Source organism: Aneurinibacillus soli (assembly GCF_002355375.1).
GTDB lineage: Bacteria > Bacillota > Bacilli > Aneurinibacillales > Aneurinibacillaceae > Aneurinibacillus > Aneurinibacillus soli.
On the sequence record NZ_AP017312.1, the window covers coordinates 859929 to 880000 of the forward strand.

23 protein-coding genes, 1 rRNA gene and 1 other annotated feature (1 of these 25 only partly in view) are annotated in these 20072 nt (G+C 48.2%); of the genes, 14 read left to right on the plus strand and 10 right to left on the minus strand.

Annotated elements, in window-relative coordinates:
• The first annotated feature begins 8 nt into the window (after positions 1-8).
• On the plus strand, positions 9-365 hold the full coding sequence (locus tag CB4_RS04350; protein WP_096463750.1) for a hypothetical protein: 357 nt from the start codon (positions 9-11) through the stop codon (positions 363-365).
• A gap of 49 nt (positions 366-414) precedes the next feature.
• On the opposite strand, the gene CB4_RS04355 is transcribed toward CB4_RS04350, so the two are convergent.
• From CB4_RS04355 to proB, 10 genes are all read right to left on the minus strand, one after another.
• Positions 415-792, minus strand: coding sequence for a cupredoxin domain-containing protein (locus CB4_RS04355; protein ID WP_096463751.1), 378 nt, complete (start codon positions 790-792; stop codon positions 415-417).
• Positions 792-1421: a carboxypeptidase-like regulatory domain-containing protein gene (locus CB4_RS04360; protein ID WP_146226639.1), complete on the minus strand. Its 630-nt coding sequence runs from the start codon at positions 1419-1421 to the stop codon at positions 792-794. The genes CB4_RS04355 and CB4_RS04360 overlap by 1 nt, the downstream gene beginning before the upstream one ends.
• Before the next feature lie 14 nt (positions 1422-1435).
• Positions 1436-2080, minus strand: a complete 645-nt coding sequence (locus tag CB4_RS04365) for a SpoIID/LytB domain-containing protein (protein ID WP_096463753.1) — start codon at positions 2078-2080, stop codon at positions 1436-1438.
• A gap of 765 nt (positions 2081-2845) precedes the next feature.
• A complete protein-coding gene (locus CB4_RS04370) occupies positions 2846-3199 on the minus strand; it encodes a YfhH family protein (RefSeq protein ID WP_096463754.1) in 354 nt (117 codons plus the stop codon).
• A 93-nt stretch (positions 3200-3292) separates the two neighbouring features.
• Positions 3293-3631 (minus strand): spore coat protein, encoded by a 339-nt coding sequence (locus CB4_RS04375; protein ID WP_096463755.1) that lies wholly within the window; start codon positions 3629-3631, stop codon positions 3293-3295.
• A 12-nt stretch (positions 3632-3643) separates the two neighbouring features.
• A complete protein-coding gene (locus CB4_RS04380; protein WP_096463756.1) occupies positions 3644-3925 on the minus strand; it encodes a hypothetical protein in 282 nt (93 codons plus the stop codon).
• Between the two features lie 66 nt (positions 3926-3991).
• Positions 3992-4804: a hypothetical protein gene (locus tag CB4_RS04385; RefSeq protein ID WP_096463757.1), complete on the minus strand. Its 813-nt coding sequence runs from the start codon at positions 4802-4804 to the stop codon at positions 3992-3994.
• A gap of 30 nt (positions 4805-4834) precedes the next feature.
• Complete coding sequence (gene proC, locus CB4_RS04390; RefSeq protein ID WP_096463758.1) at positions 4835-5668, minus strand: pyrroline-5-carboxylate reductase; 834 nt, start codon at positions 5666-5668, stop codon at positions 4835-4837.
• Positions 5669-5682: 14 nt separating this feature from the next.
• Positions 5683-6930, minus strand: coding sequence for a glutamate-5-semialdehyde dehydrogenase (locus tag CB4_RS04395; RefSeq protein ID WP_096463759.1), 1248 nt, complete (start codon positions 6928-6930; stop codon positions 5683-5685).
• Positions 6927-8084 carry a glutamate 5-kinase gene (gene proB / locus CB4_RS04400; RefSeq protein ID WP_096463760.1) on the minus strand — a complete coding sequence of 386 codons (1158 nt, stop codon included), beginning with the start codon at positions 8082-8084 and terminating at the stop codon, positions 6927-6929. The genes CB4_RS04395 and proB overlap by 4 nt, the downstream gene beginning before the upstream one ends.
• A gap of 55 nt (positions 8085-8139) precedes the next feature.
• Positions 8140-8363, minus strand: a binding site (T-box leader).
• A gap of 130 nt (positions 8364-8493) precedes the next feature.
• Here proB and CB4_RS04405 point away from each other — a divergent pair.
• The 13 genes from CB4_RS04405 to CB4_RS04465 all read left to right on the plus strand — a co-directional run.
• A complete protein-coding gene (locus tag CB4_RS04405; protein ID WP_096463761.1) occupies positions 8494-10131 on the plus strand; it encodes a spore germination protein in 1638 nt (545 codons plus the stop codon).
• The gene (locus CB4_RS04410; RefSeq protein ID WP_096463762.1) at positions 10128-11327 is read left to right on the plus strand and encodes a Ger(x)C family spore germination protein; all 1200 of its coding nucleotides are present in this window, start codon (positions 10128-10130) and stop codon (positions 11325-11327) included. The genes CB4_RS04405 and CB4_RS04410 overlap by 4 nt, the downstream gene beginning before the upstream one ends.
• Complete coding sequence (locus CB4_RS04415) at positions 11324-11575, plus strand: hypothetical protein (RefSeq protein ID WP_096463763.1); 252 nt, start codon at positions 11324-11326, stop codon at positions 11573-11575. Before CB4_RS04410 ends, CB4_RS04415 begins: the two co-directional genes overlap by 4 nt.
• 3 nt (positions 11576-11578) lie before the next feature.
• Positions 11579-12733 (plus strand): GerAB/ArcD/ProY family transporter, encoded by a 1155-nt coding sequence (locus CB4_RS04420; RefSeq protein WP_096463764.1) that lies wholly within the window; start codon positions 11579-11581, stop codon positions 12731-12733.
• A 132-nt stretch (positions 12734-12865) separates the two neighbouring features.
• Entirely contained in the window at positions 12866-13606 is a 741-nt protein-coding gene (locus tag CB4_RS04425) for an amino acid ABC transporter ATP-binding protein (protein WP_096463765.1), read from the plus strand.
• A gap of 3 nt (positions 13607-13609) precedes the next feature.
• Positions 13610-14416 (plus strand): DUF2797 domain-containing protein, encoded by an 807-nt coding sequence (locus CB4_RS04430; protein ID WP_231956144.1) that lies wholly within the window; start codon positions 13610-13612, stop codon positions 14414-14416.
• A 75-nt stretch (positions 14417-14491) separates the two neighbouring features.
• Complete coding sequence (locus tag CB4_RS04435) at positions 14492-15442, plus strand: ABC transporter substrate-binding protein (RefSeq protein ID WP_157737786.1); 951 nt, start codon at positions 14492-14494, stop codon at positions 15440-15442.
• A gap of 15 nt (positions 15443-15457) precedes the next feature.
• Positions 15458-16510: a FecCD family ABC transporter permease gene (locus CB4_RS04440; RefSeq protein ID WP_096463767.1), complete on the plus strand. Its 1053-nt coding sequence runs from the start codon at positions 15458-15460 to the stop codon at positions 16508-16510.
• Between the two features lie 13 nt (positions 16511-16523).
• On the plus strand, positions 16524-17297 hold the full coding sequence (locus CB4_RS04445) for an ABC transporter ATP-binding protein (protein ID WP_096463768.1): 774 nt from the start codon (positions 16524-16526) through the stop codon (positions 17295-17297).
• 99 nt (positions 17298-17396) lie between these two features.
• On the plus strand, positions 17397-17753 hold the full coding sequence (locus tag CB4_RS04450) for an arsenate reductase family protein (protein WP_096467625.1): 357 nt from the start codon (positions 17397-17399) through the stop codon (positions 17751-17753).
• A gap of 10 nt (positions 17754-17763) precedes the next feature.
• Positions 17764-18954 carry an LL-diaminopimelate aminotransferase gene (locus CB4_RS04455; protein WP_096463769.1) on the plus strand — a complete coding sequence of 397 codons (1191 nt, stop codon included), beginning with the start codon at positions 17764-17766 and terminating at the stop codon, positions 18952-18954.
• Between the two features lie 175 nt (positions 18955-19129).
• Positions 19130-19669: a peroxiredoxin gene (locus CB4_RS04460; RefSeq protein WP_096463770.1), complete on the plus strand. Its 540-nt coding sequence runs from the start codon at positions 19130-19132 to the stop codon at positions 19667-19669.
• A 391-nt stretch (positions 19670-20060) separates the two neighbouring features.
• A 16S ribosomal RNA gene (locus tag CB4_RS04465) occupies positions 20061-20072 on the plus strand (it continues 1526 nt past the right edge of the window).

Sequence of the window (20072 nt, forward strand, 5' to 3'; positions counted from 1 at the left end):
TGATGCGGATGAGACGACGAGCATATAGGAGACAACAGAGCTCCTGTAATGAAGTGAAACAGGGGCACGTAGCGGTTCCAGAAAACTTTCTGATGATTCAGCAGTTTGTGGATAAAGGGGGAAATCCATGGCGGCTGAATCCGGTGGAGACAGCGGAACGAGTCGGGATTGCCAATTTAGGCTTTAGCCCGGGGGACAAATTTGTCTTCCGTAGCTACTATGTAGATTACGGTTCCGGTTTGAACCATGCGCTGGTGGATGCACAGCATGGAATTTGTAAGTTCCTTGTTGAACTGTATCAGCCGGTACGGCAGGGAGGCTCAGGTATCTGGGCAGTAGAGAGAGTTACATTGTTAGGTGTATAGCTGTTCGATATGAAAAGAGCAGGCTGCTTGTTATGGCAGCCTGCTCTTTTCATTTTACTTCAAGTGTCCCACTGAATCCGGTTTCAGGATGTCCCGGTGTATCAGAGACAAAAGGGAACGTTCCTTTTTTGATCGCCTGGAATTCAATGGTACTTAGCTCATCTTTTTTTAGGTCCGGTGAGAAAATGTGATAATCAGTTAGCGTAAAATTGTGGGTCTGACTGTCTGTGTTACGAATCACAAGCGAAACCGTATCTCCCTGCTTACATGTCAGATGATTAGGGGAAAATCCGGTTTTTGTAATCATAATCGTTTGTGACATTCGGGTCGTAAGGGTAAAGACACGACCATGCTGCTGATTCCAGGTAAATACGGCTACATTGATCGCAAGCAGTATCAGGACCCATAAAATACGAGTGCGACGCATTAGCGCTCAGGACTCTCGGGACCGGCACCCGGTTGTGTTTTGCTGCGGAATTGCTCCGCTAGATTGACAGTGAACAGATGGTGTGTCGGATAGAAATATACATACGGCTCGATGCGGCGATTTTCCGGTGTAATCTGGAACATCCACATCTCAGGTGTCGTTGTCATGCCTTCGTTCATTCGGACGTTATAATAGACCGTATCCCAGTATCCGTTTTTATAAGCGAGCAGCGTTAACTGACCATGCAGACGAGCAAGTGCATCACTTGCAAAGCGCGGATCACGAATGACGGGAGCTGGAAAGGCAGGTGTAAGCCCGTTTTTGTCTGTTTTAGTTCGGTATCCATTCTCGGCTACGACAACTTCTGCATCTGCGAGTGGTTTTTGAGTGGTCGAATCAATGACTTTAACTTGAAGCATGGCCCACTTGTCCCATTTGTTTGCACCCGGGATATCAGGTCCTGGCTTGACGGCTGGTTGTAAGGTCAGTGGATCACTGCTTTGACGATGAACGGTCTCATATTTGAACTCGGGAAGAGGTTTGTGTTCGGGCTGTGGCGCCGCCTTAGTCTGGAAGGGCAAAGCGCTGAGCAGTGCAGACAACAGAAGAGGGGGCCACCACTTTTTCATGTGTTTTCCTCCGATCATGGGATTTTCACCAGCTTTTTGCCTTCATAATAGAACTGCAGAATTTGGAGCATATTTTTATTTTGCTTTTCTGCTAAATACTGGCTTCCATTTTGAGACATTTTTTGGGCGTTACGGTACTGAAAGTTCGGGTCATTTGGATAGCCTGCACGATAGTTCAGTTCAAAAATCGTATCATCGCTTTTGACATAAGCGAGGTTCATGACTTCATCGAATGCGGCATTCGTGCGTGGCATGCTGGTACCTTCCCGATACACCTGGAAGTTGGTCGTGTTATCAACGGAGAACTTCTGATTATCAATCGTTACTGGATTGAGCGCGTGATACCAGGCGAACATTTTAATGGCCATCGCGCCAGCTTTCAGAGATTCGGGCTCCCAGGTTGGCAGCCATTCGTTCGGCAGTACATTACGGATGTACGTTTCAAATGGCAGGGACATCACATACAAAATACGACCTCGTGGATTCGGTTCGCCACCCGGCTTGCTCTCACGTACGGCCACAAGCAGATTGCCCGGAACGGGAGTTTGTCCAATTTTTGGTTCGTTTTGCGCGTTTGCCGCTGGTACGGTCCAGAATAGTTGGACCGCTAGACATACGAGTAGAGCCGCACACAGCGTGAAAAAAGAATAACGGCGCATGCATATTCCTCCTTTATATGTAAGCATCTTTCTTGCTATGGATTAGTATGGGAAGAAACGGCTGTTTTGATCGCTGAAATAATTGGAAATTATGTTTTGGGGTAGGGGAAGTCCAAAGTTTGGTGGTGGGTAAGAGAAGGGATGAGCCCGTCACTTTGTTACGCTTAGCGGAGAAGAAGGGGCTGGCCGCTCCAGGAGCCAGGTGAACTCGCCCACAAAAAGAGGCCGGGGGAGTTTCTCATAGAAGTGTTGTGGGCAAAAGCCCGTTCACCAGTCTCCTTCCGCTGGGGAGTCGCGTAAAGGCGTTCCTTGGCTCATCCCTTCTCTTATCCAAGCAAGTTTTTGTGCTCTACGCTCAAACACAAATTTTCATGTTGGGCATATATAATGAAATAGGGTGTCTTTGACGTCATTTAATGACGTCAAAGACACCCTATTCTTACAAAAAATAGCTGTTATATAGCAATGTTTTGTATCAAACGATTTGTTTGTTGTTTGAATGAAAAAGTAGGTTGGGAGCAGAGAAGAGAGAAGCAGGGAACGCCTTTACGCGCCCGCCTAGCGGAAGGAGGGAGGCAAACGGGCCTTTGCCCGCGACCATTCAGCGAAAAGGCTTCATTGTCTCCTTTTCGCGGGCGAGTTTGCCGGACTTCTGGAGCGGACAGCTTCCGCATCATTGGAAGCGTAATAAAGTGACAGGCTTCTCTCTTCTCTGCTCCCCCGCCCAAACTTTCTCGATTCCACTAACCGCAAACAAACGTATTTTTATATGCCGCAGCTACCCGTGCTGCATCCACCGCTGCCACAAGACGATGCAATCTCTTCTAAGCGCCCAATCGGAAACGCTTTTTCTTCGTCCGAAGAGCGGAAGTGGCCCCATGCCATAACGCCGTTCAGATAGCGGACAAAAAACGGTTCCTCATAGCCGATAACGGTATATTCTTGACCGGACATATAATCATCGGGATCAAGCAGATAAGAGCGGGCCATAAAAAATTTCGATTCGAGAATCGATGCTTCCGAGATATATCCAGCCTGGTATTTACGCATGCTTTCCTGCCGAAGCTTCTGCATCTCGGCTTGTAGCTGTTGTTGGGTCATTTCGCTGTAGCGAATCATAGGTGAACCTCCTTATCAGGTATCTAGTATCGTTAGTATAACACAATGCAAAAGCCCGGAGCATATGCGTATGCTCCGGGCTTTTGCATTGTGTTATTGCACGCGTCCACTGTACGGAATTTGAGAGAGGTAGCCGTTAAATTGCTGGTAGGTTTGATCGAGCTTCGGCTGTTGGGCGACTTCAAGGGTATACATCCCTTGCTGGAACATGACATTATAAATGTCGCGTGCGCATTGGTGCGTTTCTGTCAGGCAAGTCATGATTGCTTGATGCAGGGAATCGTGGCTTGCTTCACGTACTGCAATATTAAAGCCATCTGTCAAATACTTCTCGGTGGACAGAATGTCTGTGATGCGGTCCATATCAGACATGGTGGTGCCACTTGACTGTGCCGCCGGGGTTTTGGGGTTGCCGATCTTTGTATTCTGCATGCCGATTCCTCCTTATTGTGCTGGCAGTGATGCTGTTGCGGAACTATTGTTGTTCTGGCAGTGCGTAAGCAGCGTATTATAATGGCGTTGGTGCATTTGGCCGGTTTGATCAATGATCTGTTTGATTTGCGGGTCGGTACATTCTTTTGCGTAGTGGCTGCATTTTTTGGCGGCGACGAGCAGCCAGTTCATCTGGTCTGCTAAATAATTGAGGTCTTTTCCGGTAATAACCTGCGGTGGCGTGGTGAACATAGGTTGCTGAGACTGGCTCTGGCCTGTCATTTGTTGCTGCATAGTGGATGCTCCTTTCAATCGTAGCGTACAGCTACTAGTGTGTACAAAAAAAGCTGACGCATGTATTCATGCGTCAGCCATTGTAAGTTTTGCAATTCGGATGGTAATGGTGTGCAGTTCAATATTCAGATGCTGCACATACGTATCATAAATATACTGCCGTACAGTTTCTGCGACTGCTGGCAGGGAAGAGCTACGTGCTGTTTTCAGGTGAAGTTCTACGGCGACAGTTGGCAGATCAGTCAGACTGACTTCAATCTTGCCAACCCCTTCTACTTCAGGAACGGCAAGACAGCTTAAGGTTACCAGCTTGCGCAGCACGGGCTCAGCCACATGCACACGCCCACCGCCGAAATCAGGCTGTACAATTGTTGTCTCGCCAATGACTTCTTTGCGGGCTGAAAAAATTTTCTTACCCTGCTTAATCAAGCGGGAGAAGAAATCCTGATCCACCTGAATGTGGGGAATCGGAATGACGTGCTTTCCTTCTGTCTGGCGCGTATACAAAGCTGCTTTGATCTGACTCGACGAGCGGATATCTTCAATAGAGATATACGTCTGAATCGGACCGACATCGAGTGCGTCGGCGATGCGATTCACCATTTTGCGTGACGTGCCGAGCAGCAGGATGCGTTCGATGCTGTGCGCATGAATCGCATCTCGTACTTCGGCCCGGTGCTCGTCATAGAAAAAAATTGCACGTTTGACGGCCTGCACGGTTGTTTTCTCATACTTGGCAGAGGTGCCGCATACTTTGCGCCCACGATAAATCAGAAGGCCGTCATCAATAATGGCCTGAATGTTGTATTTATGTGCTACCTCAAGGGCGCTTGTGCTTTTGCCCGTTCCACTTGGGCCATACAGTGCAAAAACGTCCATACTGCATCTCCTTTTGCCGAATTGAAGCGGTTATTTTGATGTGACGGATGCCTCTGCACCCATCTCTTCTGAGCGTTCTGTGGCACGACGGATGCAGGCACGGATCGCTTCCTGAAAACCATGCTCGGCAAGTACGGCAAGGCCGGCAGCGGTTGTGCCGTTCGGACTTGTTACGTTGCGGCGGAGTACATCCGGCTCAGCGCCCGGTTCTAGCAGCATATTCGCAGCACCAATAATGGTCTGCAAAATAAGGCGGCGGGCCACATCTGGTTCGAGTCCCATATCGCGTCCTGCATCTTCCATCGCTTCTACGAGGTAATATACATAAGCTGGGCCACTTCCGGAAAGTCCAGTTACAGCATGCAGTTCCTCTTCCTTAACAACTTCTGCGATTCCGACAGCTTCAAAAACCGTTGTAGCAATACTCATATCTTCTTCGGTTGCATATTGACCCGGAGCAAGCGCAGTAGCGGACATTCCGATGGCCGCCGATGTGTTCGGCATGGTACGGATAACAGCTGCGGGATGACCGAGCAGGCTTGAAATGTAGTCGGTTGATGTTCCAGCCAGTACGGAAATCACGAGTTGATCCGGGCGTGTGAATGAACGAATACCTTCGATTGCAGTTGCCACATCTTTTGGCTTCATAGCCAGTACGAGAATATCGGCTGTACGAATGGGGTCTTCTTTGTCAGGTGCGGCAATGCCGTAGCGGGTAACCAGTTCTGTGATGCGATCACTGTTGCCCCGGTTGTTCGCATAAATCTGCTGAGCGGGCAGCAGTTTTTTGGAGACCAGCCCGGAGATGAGAGCTTCTGCCATTGAGCCTGCGCCAATGAAACAAATACGTTTGTCGTGAAGCATAATCGAGTACCCCCTTAACGAATCTGGCCTGTGCCATGGATGATGTATTTTGAGGATGTAAGCGCTGGGAGTCCCATTGGACCGCGTGCATGCAGCTTCTGGGTGCTGATGCCAATTTCGGCACCGAAGCCGAACTCGAATCCATCGGTGAAGCGGGTAGATGCGTTATGGTAGACCGCAGCAGAATCGACGCGAGTGAGAAACGCACGTGCATTTTCAGCTGATTCGGTAATGATCGCTTCCGAATGTTTGGTGCTAAAACGGTTAATATGAGCAATCGCTTCTTCAACAGAATCGACGATGCCAATCGTCATAATGTAATCATTGTATTCAGTTGACCAGTCTTCGTCCGTCGCAGGAAGGATCGCCAGGTCAGGAGCCAGCTCACGGGTACGTGCGCAGCCGCGCAGCTCCACATTCTTCTCTGTGAGAGCAGTCAGGATGTCTGTGAGGTGCTGCTTGGCCCAATCTGCATGAACGAGCAAGGTTTCTGCTGCATTGCAGACGGCCGGGCGCTGTGTTTTGGCGTTAAGTACGATATTCGTCGCCATGTCCAGTTGTGCACTGGCATCGAGATAGATGTGGCAGTTGCCAGCACCCGTCTCAATAACGGGAACAGACGAGTTCTCGACAACAGAGCGGATGAGACCTGCTCCACCGCGTGGGATGATGACATCGAGATAATCATTCAGGCGCATCATGCGGTTTACTTCTTCACGCGTGCCTTCATCGAGTAGCTGGATTGCTTCGGCCGGGATCGCTGTGTCCGTGAGTGCCTCGCGCAACACAGTGACAAGTGTGCGATTAGAATGCAGAGCAGAGGAGCTACCGCGCAGGACGACCGCGTTGCCTGCTTTCAAGCATAGGCCGGCTGCATCTACGGTTACGTTCGGACGGGCTTCATAAATGATGCCGATGACGCCGAGTGGAACCCGTACTTTTTCGACTTGCAAGCCGTTTGGCAGCTCCCACGCTTCGAGAACATCGCCGACTGGATCAGCGAGAGTTGTAACTTGACGTAGACCGTCTGCCATATCTTTAATGCGTGCTTCCGTTAAGGTCAGACGGTCAAGCATAGCATTCGTAATGCCGCTTTCTTTGGCGGCAGTTGTATCTTGTGTGTTCGCTTCGATAATATGTGCCATGTGTGTCTCAAGCGCATCTGCCATGGCGAGAAGCGCTTGATTTTTTTGTTCGGTAGTTAGAGCTGTCATCGCAGCAGCTGCTTCACGTGCGCGAGTCGCTTTGTCGATCAGATTCATTGAATAATCTCCTCTCGTGTTTCTTCTTTATTTTCTTCCATATATAATGTCACCCAGTTGTCGCGGTGAATGGCCTCGATCCGGGACGTTCCAAGCACTTCCTGACAGGCTGGACCGGACTCGCCTTTAACCTGACGAAGTTGATTGGCATCATAGCGCACTTCACCCTTGCCAAGGCGACGGCCCAGTGTATCCCATACTTCTACCACATCACCTGCTAAGAAGCTTCCAACGACGTCTGTGATGCCTGATGGCAAGAGACTCTTTCCTCCGTATAGAAGGGCGGAAGCAGCCCCTGCATCGACCTCAATTCGTCCCGCGCAGTCCGCATGGAAGGCGATCCATTGCTTGTGTGATTTGAGGGAGCCTTGCATTTCATTACGGAAATATGTCCCTGCTCCTTCGCCTGCGAGAATGAGTAGCAGCTTATCGGCCCCGTCCCCGGTTCCGACGAAGATGTCGATGCCAAGGGAGAGTGCGAACTTAGCGGCATTAATTTTCGAGCGCATGCCACCCGTGCCGACACTTGAGCCTGCGCCGCCCGCAAGCGCCTCAATCTCCGGTGTAATCTCATGCAGGAGACTGAATTTTCGCGCATGTGGATTTGAGCGAGGGTCCGCATCGTATAAACCGTCCGTATCGGTTAGGATCATTAGACCATCAGCATGTAGAAATCCAGCCACAAGTGCGGAGAGCATGTCGTTGTCGCCAAAGGTTAATTCATCGACCGCCACACAGTCGTTCTCATTAATAATTGGAATCATGCCCCGTTTAAGTAATTCGTTGAGGGTATTATACGCATTGTGATAACGATTCCGTTTGGCAAAATCGTCTCGTGTCAGCAGAATTTGTGCGGCGGTTAATCCGTGTGTGCCGAGTCGTTCATTGTATGCCTGAATCAGAAGTCCCTGACCAACTGCTGCGGCTGCCTGTTTGCCTTCGATGGTTACGGGGCGAGATGGATAACCAAGTGCGGTAAATCCAGCCGCAACTGCTCCAGACGAGACAAGAATGACATCGTGCCCTGCTTGGCGCAGAGCTGCGAGTGCATCCACATGCCCGATTAACTTCTCGTGGGACAGCCCGCCGTTCGGATTGGTGAGGGAACTGCTGCCAATCTTCACTACTATGCGATTTTTCTTTTTGTTATCCATCCCGATCTCTCCTTATGTTTTATACCAATAAAAAAGCCTTTCGTCCTTATCGAAATAAAAGGACGAAAGGCTAGCTTCCGTGGTACCACCTTGATTGACGCATGATTGTCGATATGCGCCCGCTCTCCTTTTTGGTAACAGGGTGAGGGAACCCCGGCTAGCTTCATTTGCCAGCACTCAGAGGGAGGTTCGGACATGCCATACGGCGAATCTCGCAGCCATGGATTCGCTCTCTGATCGCTGGGCGTATGTCGTACTAGTCCTCGTCAACGCATTGTGTATAAGTACTTTCATTATGTTGTCCCTTTATCCAATTGTCAAGCGAGCGTAAAAAATTGTAGATTGTATAATCTGTCAATCACTGCACACGCTAGTAAATGATTCTTTGGGAAGAAACGGGGGAACTGCCATGGTTGATTTTAAGAAGCCAAAAACGCTCAAGTCAAAAAATAAACAGGATGATGGCAGGGAAGAACAAAAGCAGTCATCGCCTGACGCTACAGCATCCAAAGAGGATGATCGGCAGCTTCCGCCGTTTGATCAAATTGGGATTGATCCATCCAGTGAAGTGAATACAGCACGTTTGAAGGAAGCGTTCGATAATGTGGATGTGTTTGTCGCCCACTCGCTTCGTTTTGTACGGACTCAAAAAGATGAGGAAGCGCCGCTATGTGGTGCGATTTATTTTTTGGATGATCTGGTTAATGAAGTGGTTGTTGATCTACATATTCTACATCCATTGCTTGATATGGGACCGGGCCCATTCCTTAAGAACATCGAGGAAGAAGTGCTGACCGCGAAGAAGTTCGCTCCGGTCAAAGATTTCAAAACAATGGTGGAAATGATTACATCCGGTTGTACGGTCGTTCATATTGATGGTATGCAGCATGCTGTTGCTGTGATTACACCGGGATATCCCACTCGCTCTGTATCCGAGCCGGAGGCAGAGCCGCTCGTGCGCGGTCCGCGCGAAGGGTTTACCGAGAAGTTACAGGATAATACGGCACTCATCCGTAAACGATTGCGCACGCCTGATTTGAAATCAGAAATGATCAAGCTTGGTCACCGCAGTCATACGGCTGTCTGTCTGATGTATATACGTGATCTCGTAGATGACAACGTACTGGCTGAATTGCATGACCGTCTGAACCGTATTGATATTGATGTGCTGCTTGAGAGTGCGGAGTTAGAGGAGTTAATTGAAGATGAGGTGTATTCGCCATTTCCGCAGATTTTATCAACCGAGCGGGCAGATAAAGTTGCGTCGGCACTAAGTGAGGGGCGGATTGCGATTATTATTGACGGCACTCCGTTCGTCTTGATCGTGCCGTCTGTATTTTTTGATTTTATGCAGGCGAGCGAAGATTATTATCAGCGCTTTTATTTTTCTGCGGTTATTCGATTGCTCAGAACGTTTACCTTTCTGATCTCACTGCTTGGCCCGTCTCTTTACGTGGCGATTACGACCTTTCATCAGGAGCTCATTCCGACGCCGTTGTTGTTGACGGTTATTTCGGCACGTTCCGGTGTTCCTTTTCCCGCTCTTGTCGAAGCACTAGTAATGGAAGTTTCATTTGAAATTTTACGGGAAGCAGGCGTTCGCCTGCCACGTCCGGTGGGCTCGGCTGTCAGTATCGTAGGAGCGCTGGTCGTTGGCCAGGCCGCTGTGGAAGCAGGGGTAATCTCACAGGCCATGGTCATTGTCGTAGCGTTTACAGGCATTGCGACCTTTACCATTCCTGCGTTTAATCTCTCTATGTCTACGCGCCTACTCCGTTTTCCGATCATGATTATTGCGGCAAGTCTTGGGTTATACGGGATTGCACTTGCACTTGTTGTGCTTGGGATTCACATGTGTTCTTTGCGCTCGTTTGGTGTTCCATATATGGCACCGGTCGCTCCAGCGTATGTACGGATGTGGGGGAGTGAAGTGCTCGTTCTCCCGTTTGGCCGCCGTAAGATGCGCCCGGCTTATATTCAGACGAAAGACATACAAAGACATGGACCGAATCGGAAGCCGATGAGTGAGGAGGGAGGAAAACAGTGAAGCGGCGAGCATTTTTTTTATGGGCAATGTGGCTGATGGTTCTCCCGCTGCTTCAGGGGTGTGGAACATCTTCCGGGGGCTTGGCGGTCCGTGAATTGAACAGGCTGAATGTCGTATTGGCAAGTGGAGTTGACTATGACGAGAAGAAAAAGCAGTTCGTCATTACGATTCAGTCGTTAAAGCCGGCCAAAGAAAAAAATAAACCGTCATCACCAGATGCTGTGTATATCGCAACAGCTTCCGGCAATACCGTTATGGAGGCCGCCCGGAATTTACGTGCTTTTACATCGGGCACATTGATCTGGTTTCATAGCAAAGTCATTGTACTTGGAAAAGATGTGCTGAAGGATAATCACTTGAGAGAGGTAATCGACTTTTTTGCCCGAAATCGGGAGAACAGGTATTCCAGTTGGGTGCTTATCGCACAAAATTCCGCTAAAGAAATTATTACGTCCCAAGCGGGGAGCGAAATTGCCATTTCTGATGAACTGATTGGCATTATCAGTAATCAGGCGGAGTATGCACAGTCAGCCACACTTATGTTCCGGGATATGATGAACAGCTATACAAGTCCATCGCGTACGTTTGTTACAAGTATAGTTCGCAAAACCTCGCAGGGGAAAAAAAGCTTCATTGAAATTCGCGGGGGTGCTGTGGTTAAAAATGGGGTTTACGAGACAGACCTGGCTCCTGAGGAGTTACGTTCTCTACGTTGGATTCGTAAGATTACGGATGTGGAGCCAGGTAGCGTGATTTCGATTCCGCTTCATAAAGAAACAACAGGAGATGAAGCAAAAACCGCTGTTGAGCTACGTATTCAGAAGCGAAAGCCACAGGTCGAGATTCGTAATGATATTCCGCATGTTTCAATTGAATTACAAACTAGCGCTACCTTAATGGAAAGTGATACTGAATTCAATCTGAAAGACCCGAAGACTCAGGAGAAATTAAAAAAGGAACTAGATATGTTCGTGCAGCAAAATATACAGCAGTTGCTAACTAAAATGCAAAAAGAAAAAAAGACCGATGTTTTCGCATTCGATCAGCTTGTCCATCGACAGCATAAGGAATATTGGCGCACGCACAAGAAGGAATGGGAGCGAATTTATCCTGAAATTCCGGTTACGGTTACGATTGTATGGAATAATCTTCGCTACGGTATGATTACACAATTGGAAAGGGGCGGAGCCGATTGATCTGGTTTCTGCTGTTTATCGTATTTCTGATTCACTTCGTCGTAACGATGCGTAATCTTAAAAGGCAGAAAGAGCGGAAAGAATTAATTGTGTTCTCGGTTATTAGCATACTAGCGATCTCAATCATTGCTGCTCATCTTTTGCTGGATATTCCTCCTCTTATGAACTATTTGTTTCACTGGATGGGACCGTTATCTGAACGACTAACGTTCTCGCTCTTTGGTATTAAACTGCAAGGAGGAAGCTAACCTATGCTTGAAGATGGGCGAATTTCATGGGGACAGCTGTTTATTCTTATGGTTGTGTTTATAACGGGGCTAGCGAGCAATTTGACTTCGGACTTTGCATTGGTACGTCAGGATGGAGTGATTGCAAACCTATTGGTGATTCCATTTAGTATCGTAACCTTTCTTATTATTCAGGAGCTGCAAAGGAGACACCCAGGACAGACTCCTTATGAGTATGGGAAGACAATTCTGGGGAGGTGGGGTGGAATACTGATTGGTATTGTCTATATGTATATTACCATCGAAATTTCCATGATGCTGCCGAGAGTTTTTGGGGAGTTTGTCGTTACGGTTTTGACTCCGGAAATTCCAGTTGAGGCGTATACGATCACGATGGTGCTTGTGGGTGTATATGTAGTGTATGCTGGGATTGAAGCGATTGCTCGATTTACTCAGATGGCATTTCCCATTTATGTATTTATCCTTGTTTTTATTAACTTTTTCCTGATTAGACAAGCGAAAATCGAAAACGTATTTCCGTTTTTTGATAATCCTGTTGGCGAGATTGCTTATGCTACGTATTTGCAGTACGTATTTCCGATGGGAGAAGTCGTACTGTTTTCCAGTATCCTGCCGTATGTGAGAGGAAAACGGCCAAAGTTTTTTTCACCCTTACTGGCAATTGTAATCAGTGGTTTTTATCTGGCATACCGCGTATTTATAACAGTCGGAGTTCTGGGCAAAGAGACAGTGGGAATTTCTACATACCCATTCATCCAGGCGATTCGTTTTATTAAGATTGGCGAGTTTATTGAACGACTTGATCTTCTATTTTTAGGGATCTATATTATGATTACGGTCGTTGAATTTAGTCTTATTTTTTATATGCTCGTCCAGGGAGTGGCGCAGATGACGGGGATAAAAGATCGGAAAGCGATTACATTTCCGCTTGGTCTCTTGATTATTGGCCTGTCTCAAGTGTCCATTAGTAACACACTAGACCAGACTCGATATATGTCAGAGGTTCGGTTTCTTACTTCACCCATCTGGATGTTTATCATCCCCCTGCTGCTTCTAGTGATCAGCCGGATTCGCTTTGGTAAGAGGAATACATCAGGAGGACAGCAGGCAGTGGTACGTACAGATAAGATCCAAGAAGTGAATAAAATTCAGACATAACCAGACGATTTTTTCGTCTGGTTTTTCTTATGGCGCTCCCGTACAATGAAACAGGGTTTGTATTTTACAAATTAACGATTTTTCCTTACAATTAAAAGAATATGTGACAGTAAGAAAGGGGTCTAGACCTGAATGATTCAAGTGAAAGACTTGCATAAATATTATGGAAGCCTGGAAGTTCTGAAAGGCATTGACTGTGTAATTAACGAGAAGGAAGTAGTCAGTGTCATCGGTCCGTCCGGGTCTGGAAAAAGTACATTTCTGCGCTGTCTGAACGGACTTGAGGAGTTGACAAGCGGGCAGATTATTGTAAATGGGCATAACCTGGCTGATCCAAAAGTAGACATTAACCAGGTACGGATGGAAGTGGGCATGGTATTCCAGCGCTTCAATCTGTTCCCGCACAAGACTGTGCTTGAGAATGTGATGCTCGCACCGATCAAAGTATTAAAGAAAGACAAAGAACAAATGCGTAAACAAGCAATAGAACTGCTCAAAAAGGTAGGACTAGCTGACAAGGCAGACATTTACCCAGATCGTCTGTCGGGCGGCCAGATGCAGCGGGTAGCGATTGCACGGGCGCTTGCGATGAATCCGAAGGTAATGCTGTTTGATGAGCCAACTTCGGCACTGGACCCGGAACTTGTAGGTGAAGTGCTGGCGGTTATGAAAGAGCTTGCCCAGGAAGGCATGACGATGATTGTGGTGACACATGAGATGGGATTTGCTCGTGATGTATGCGACCGTGTGATCTTTATGGATCAGGGCATCATTATGGAGGAAGGCCGACCGGAAGATGTATTTACGAATCCAAAAAATGAACGGACGCGTGAGTTCTTACGTAAAGTAATCAACGTGCCGGAGAAGGCGTAACGTATGAGCGAGAAAACAATCGCCTGTCGGGGCTTCCTGCGCGGATTTACGCACCGTTACGAAAATCCGATTCAATATTTGCTCACGCTTGGAGATGATACCATCGTGATGAATGAGTGGATGGGCAAGACGGTGCGCATTGCATTCCTTGAACGGATTGCCTGCATCTCCTGTGGGCGCTCGATTAAGAAGACGTACAACAGCGGGTACTGCTATCCGTGCTTCACGAAGCTGCCAGAGAATGATCTGTGCATTGTGAAGCCGAATGAGTGTCATCATCATCTTGGCACATGCCGCGACCCGGAATGGGGTGAAGCCCATTGTATGATTCCCCATTATGTTTATCTTGCGGTGAGCAGCGGGGTTAAGGTTGGGCTAACCCGTAAGCATAATGAGCGTAAGCGCTGGGTAGATCAGGGGGCAGTGCGAGCAATTCCCATCGCGGAAGTGCCGAATCGTAAGCTGGCAGGCGAGCTTGAGGTCCATCTGACACAGTTCGTGGCGGATAAGACGGACTGGCGGAAGATGCTTAAGGGCGATGTGACACTTGTTGATCTGCTTGCGGTGCGGGACGAGCTATATGCGCATTTTCCAGAAGCGTTCCAATCGTATCAGATCGCGGAAGATGAATGGTTGGACATTGTCTATCCCATACTTGAACAGATTACAAAAGTAAAAGCGTATAATTTGGACAAGCAGCCCGTCATTGAAGATGAACTGATCGGAATAAAAGGGCAGTACATGATTTTTAAGGGAGGCGTATTGAACATACGCAAATTCTCTGGTTATGAAGTAGAGATGAGTGTGTAGCGCTGTAATCGGATGCCCGCCTTCCACTGGGGAGGCGGGTGTTTGCACTTTTGCCAAGAGAGAGGAGAGAGACGGATGAGAGCAAATCGATTGATTGTATGGATGGGGCTTGCGATGATACTGTTCGTAACCGCATGCGGACAGGCTCCTCAATCAGCCGACCATACAAATAAAAAGGCGGGAGCGCCTTCGCAAACAGCGGGCGGCTTCCCGATTACGTTACAAGACAAAAGCGGCACAGATGTGAAAATAGAGAAAAAGCCGACACGAATTGTCTCAATCATTCCAAGTACGACAGAGATTGCGTTTGCAGTTGGTGCAGGTAATGAAATTGTTGGGGTATCTAACTATGATAACTATCCAGCAGAAGCCGCCAAAAAGGAAAAAGTCGGCGACTTGAAAGTAAATAAAGAAAAAGTGGTCGCGCTGAATCCGGATCTGGTGCTCGCGGACAGCAGTAGCGGCGACGCTGTTACTGCATTGCGCAAATCCGGACTTACTGTGCTCGTAACAGAAGCAAAAAATATTGACGAAGTATACAAATCGATCGGGCTTATCGGCGAGGCAACAGGACATACCGGAGAGGCAGATAAGCTTGTTCAGAACATGCAGGCAGATGTACGGGCTGTGCAGGAAAAAGTAAAGGCGATTCCAGATGAGAAGAAACCGAAAGTATGGGTGGAAGTAGACCCGTCGCTGTTCACAGCAGGTAAGGGTACGTTTATTGATGATATGGTAACACTTGCGGGCGGCAAGAACATCGCCGCTGATGTAGAAGGCTGGAAGAAGCTATCAGAAGAAAAAGTTCTGGAACGCAATCCGGATGTTATTTTAAATACATATGGGTATTACGATAAAGAAGCGACTGCCAAAATTTTAAAACGCCCAACGTGGCAGCAAGTAAAAGCAGTACAGACCAAGCGAGTACAGGCGCTTGACTCTGATGTCGTAACCCGGCCAGGACCGCGCATTACGCAGGGATTACAAGAAGTCGCCCGCGCTCTGCATCCGGACCTGTTCAAGTAGTAGGGCGGAATGAGCATGAAGCGAGATCAACTGGGGTGGGGGAGGCGGCTTACTGTATGGCTGCTTCCCCTTCTTTGTCTGCTTGTTGTGGTGGTGATTGGCAGTGTATCTGTCGGGAGTGCGGATCTGTCTATCGGTTCAGTATGGAAAATTATGATGTCCCATTTTATGTTTGTAGGTTTGGCTGAGAAGGATTGGACACAGGCAGCGGAGACAATCGTATGGGAGATTCGGATGCCGCGCATTATGCTTGCTGTACTGGTCGGGGCCGGGCTGGGCGCTGCGGGAACGGCGTATCAGGGGGTACTGCGCAATCCGCTTGCAGACCCGTACATATTGGGCGTTTCCTCGGGCGCATCAGTTGGAGCGGCGGCGTTTATTCTATTTGGTGGCAGTTTGAGTATATTCGGTTCATGGACCCTTCCGTTTGTGGCATTCATCTGCGGTCTCCTAACCCTGTTTGTCGTCTATCGGCTGGCGAGCATCAATGGGACGATTCAGGTAGAGACATTGCTGCTGTCCGGCGTAGTCGTGCAAGCGTTTCTCGGGGCGGGCCTGTCTCTTCTTCTTTCGATGTCCGGGGAGAAAATGCAGAATATCGTGTACTGGATGATGGGAAGCCTGACACTTGCTGACTGGGAATCTGATGTGGTCATTACTCCGTATGTGCTTGGGGGCATTACGGTTATGTGGCTGTGTTCCCGGGAGTTAAATATTTTGGCACTTGGCGAGCAAAAGGCACATCATCTCGGGATGAATGTGCAGCGAGTCCGATTTGTGTTGTTGGTAACTGCCTCGCTTGTCGCAGGAGCTACGGTAGCAGTATCAGGTGTGATCGGGTTTGTCGGTCTGATCATCCCGCATATGATGCGTTCAGTCGCAGGTTCTGATTATCGGGTTTTGCTCCCAGTATCGGCGGTAGCGGGTTCGATTCTTCTGGTAGTGGCGGATACGATGGCGCGTACTGTGCTTGATCCACAGGAGTTGCCGATCGGCGTCATTACAGCGTTTTTAGGGGCTCCATTTTTTGCGTATTTGCTGCGCAGACGGCGTAAAAACTTCTGGTAAAGGAGACGGTGGGATGCTATTAGCGAACTCGATTTCGCTTACAATTGGAAGTAGGCACATACTTAAGGGGATCAGTCTGGAGATAAAAAGGGGCGAGACACTCGGTGTAATGGGCCCGAATGGTTGTGGGAAATCCACACTCGTTAAAGTGCTATCCCGCCTGCTTGTACCGAATGAAGGGGAGATTCTTCTGGACGGTCAGGCCCTTTCTTCTTATAGTTCGAAGCAGTTGGCGCGCAAGATAGCAGTCGTTAGTCAGGACGGTCTTGCTCCGCTACCGCTGACCGTATCGGAAGCCGTGCAGATGGGGCGGTATCCGCACCAGAGGCTGTGGAAGAAAGAAATAGCCAGGGATGAAGAAGTGGTACAGCAGGTGCTTGTCCGCACCAGGCTTACGGAACTGGCTTGCAAGCCGCTTGATATGCTAAGTGGTGGTGAGCGGCAGCGGGTGGCGATTGCGTGTGCGATGGCGCAGGAGCCTGAAGTACTGTTGCTTGATGAGCCGACGACGTATCTGGATATTGGCTATCAGATCGGGATTCTTGACTTGTTGCGGCGCTGGCAACAGGAGACAGGTGGAGCGGCACTTCTGGTACTGCATGATCTGAATCTGGCGGCTCAATATTGTGATCGACTTATGCTACTGAAGAAGGGTGGCGTGATAGGCAGCGGTTCGGTAGAAGAAATCATGGAGGCAGATTTATTGGCGGATGTGTACGGAATCCGTCCACTGGTTGTGCCACACCCGAATTTACATATTCCGCAGGTGTTGCTTGAGCGGACGTAACCTTCATTCTACATATGCGATTATTCGACAACTAAATTTTTGTTGTATAATAGTTCGTAGCAATATAAGGGAATACAGGGGGACTGTAACATGAGTGAGATGAGCATTCGCTATTATGGCTATAATAAGTGCGGCACGTGCCGCAAAGCGAAAAAATGGCTGGATGAAAATGATATAGCATATGAAGACATTGCCATTGTAGATGCGCCACCAGCCAAGGAGGAGCTGCGTACTTACTGGCAGCAGAGCGGACTTGAGCTTAAGAAATTCTTCAACACAAGTGGTCAGTCATACCGTGAGCTTGGTCTGAAAGATAAACTGAAAGACATGTCCGAGGATGACATGCTCGATTTGCTTGCATCTGACGGCAAGTTGATTAAGCGACCGCTTATTGTAGGAGCCGGTAAGGTAACAGTCGGCTTCAAAGAAGATGACATGGCGAAACAGTGGACATAGGGAGAGCGACATGACAGAACAATGGATTCAACCATCAAGTCGTCTTGCTGGCTTAAGCTCGGCGATTTTTACAGAAATGAATCGGCGCAAGCGCGCGGTGGAGGCGTCCGGTACGCACGTAATTGATCTCGGCATTGGCAGTCCGGATCATCCACCCGCACCGTTTATTATGGATGCGCTTGCGCGTGCAGTGCAAAATCCGGCGAATTACGGATATCCAACATCAGAAGGCTCGCTTCGTTTTCGGACGACAGCCGCGAAGTGGTACAAGCACCGTTTTGATGTGGAGCTTGACCCCGAGCATGAAGTGCTATCGCTTATGGGATCGCAGGATGGACTGGCACATCTGGCGCAGGGTTTTATTGATCATGGTGATGTGGTACTTGTGCCGGACCCTGGCTATCCGATTTATTTTGCGAGTGTGTCGCTCGCAGGTGGAGAGATCTATCCGTTGCCGTTGAAAGAAGAGAATGGATTTCTTCCGGATTATACGCAGATTCCAGCAGAGATTCGCCGTCGGGCAAAGCTGATGGTACTTAATTATCCGAATAATCCGATCGCAGCGGTAGCCGATCGCGAATTTTTTGTGAAGACGGTCGCCTTTGCACGTGAGAACAACATTATTGTCGCGCACGATCAGGCATATTCGGAGCTGGCGTTTGATGGGTACCGTCCGCCTAGTTTTCTGGAAACAGCAGGAGCAAAAGATGTGGGCGTCGAATTTAATTCTTTGTCCAAAAGTTTTAATATGGCAGGATGTCGGGTAGGGTACATAGTAGGGAATCGAGAGGTAATCCGACCGCTGGCTGTGATCAAGTCTAACATTGACTACGGTATTTTCCTTGCTGTACAGGAAGCAGCGATTGTGGCAATGGAGCATGATATCGAGCATCCGGGCGATAACGGCAATGCCGCGCGCTATCGGGAACGCCGGGATACGCTTCTGGATGGGCTGGCCGAGGCTGGCTGGAGCATTCCGAAGCCAAAAGCAACGATGTTTGTCTGGGCTCGCGTACCGCAGGGGTGGACATCTGAGACGTTTGCCTTCACACTGCTGGAGAAAACAGGGGTAGTTGTCATTCCAGGGAGTGCATTTGGCGAACAGGGTGAAGGATACGTGCGAATTGCACTTGTGCAACCTCCAGATGTGCTGCGTGATGTTGTGCAGCGAGTGAAAGAGTCCGGTATATTTTCTCAATAGTTGAGTACTTTACTAAGTGTACAAATAAGGTATACAAAATCTTAATTAAAATAATTACAATTTTGTATTGACTATTATCATGTTGCTTGATATGATGATCCTGTACTAAACAACACATCAACTTTTCTGGGTCTTCCCGGATTAGAATAATCCCACTTTTAGGAGGTAGTTACATATGGCAGAACGTATTGTAGGTTTACAGGCTCCTGATTTCCGCATGGAAACAGCTCTCGGTGATGGCGAAAACTTCGGTGAAGTTAAGCTGTCTGATTACAAAGGCAAATGGCTAGTTATGTTCTTCTACCCACTTGATTTCACATTCGTATGCCCAACTGAAATTACAGCGATGAGCGATGCATCTGAGCAGTTCAAAGAGCTCGATACCGAAATTCTTGCTGTATCTACAGACAGCAAATTCTCTCACCGTGCATGGATCAACACATCTCGTGATGAGAATGGTCTTGGCAAGCTGAACTTCCCGATCGCTGCTGACCTTACTCACAAAGTATCCCGTGACTACGGCGTACTGATCGAAGAGCAAGGTATCGCGCTTCGCGGCCTGTTCATCATCGATCCAGAAGGCGTTCTGAAATATTCTGTTGTTCACCACAACGATGTTGGCCGCAGTGTTGACGAAACTCTGCGTGTTCTCCAAGCGTTCCAATCTGGCGGTCTTTGCCCGGCTAACTGGCGTCCAGGCCAAGCTAACCTGTAATACGGAGAGCTGGCTGTATTAGAAAGAACCTGATGCATGGTGCATCGGGTTCTTTTTTGTGAAGATGGGATAAGATCATTGAGAAGAGTAGTATATGGGTTTATTTGTAATGAAAAAAAGTCTTGTCTGCTATCTTATCTGATGGTAAGATGTAATTCTATCTCAAAAGAATACTTTGCTTGAAAAACAATTTAATTTATCACTAAAAAAAGTGTTGCAAAGATATTTGAGATGTTATAAGATATAGAAGTCGCCGATGAAACGCAGAAAAGCGGTGAAGCGATAAAGAAGTTCCTTGAAAACTGAACAGTGAAACTCGAGTGTGCGAGTTCAATCAATTTCGATTTATTTATAAGCTAGCTTTCGAGCTCAGCGAATCATCTTTTCAACTTTATTGGAGAGT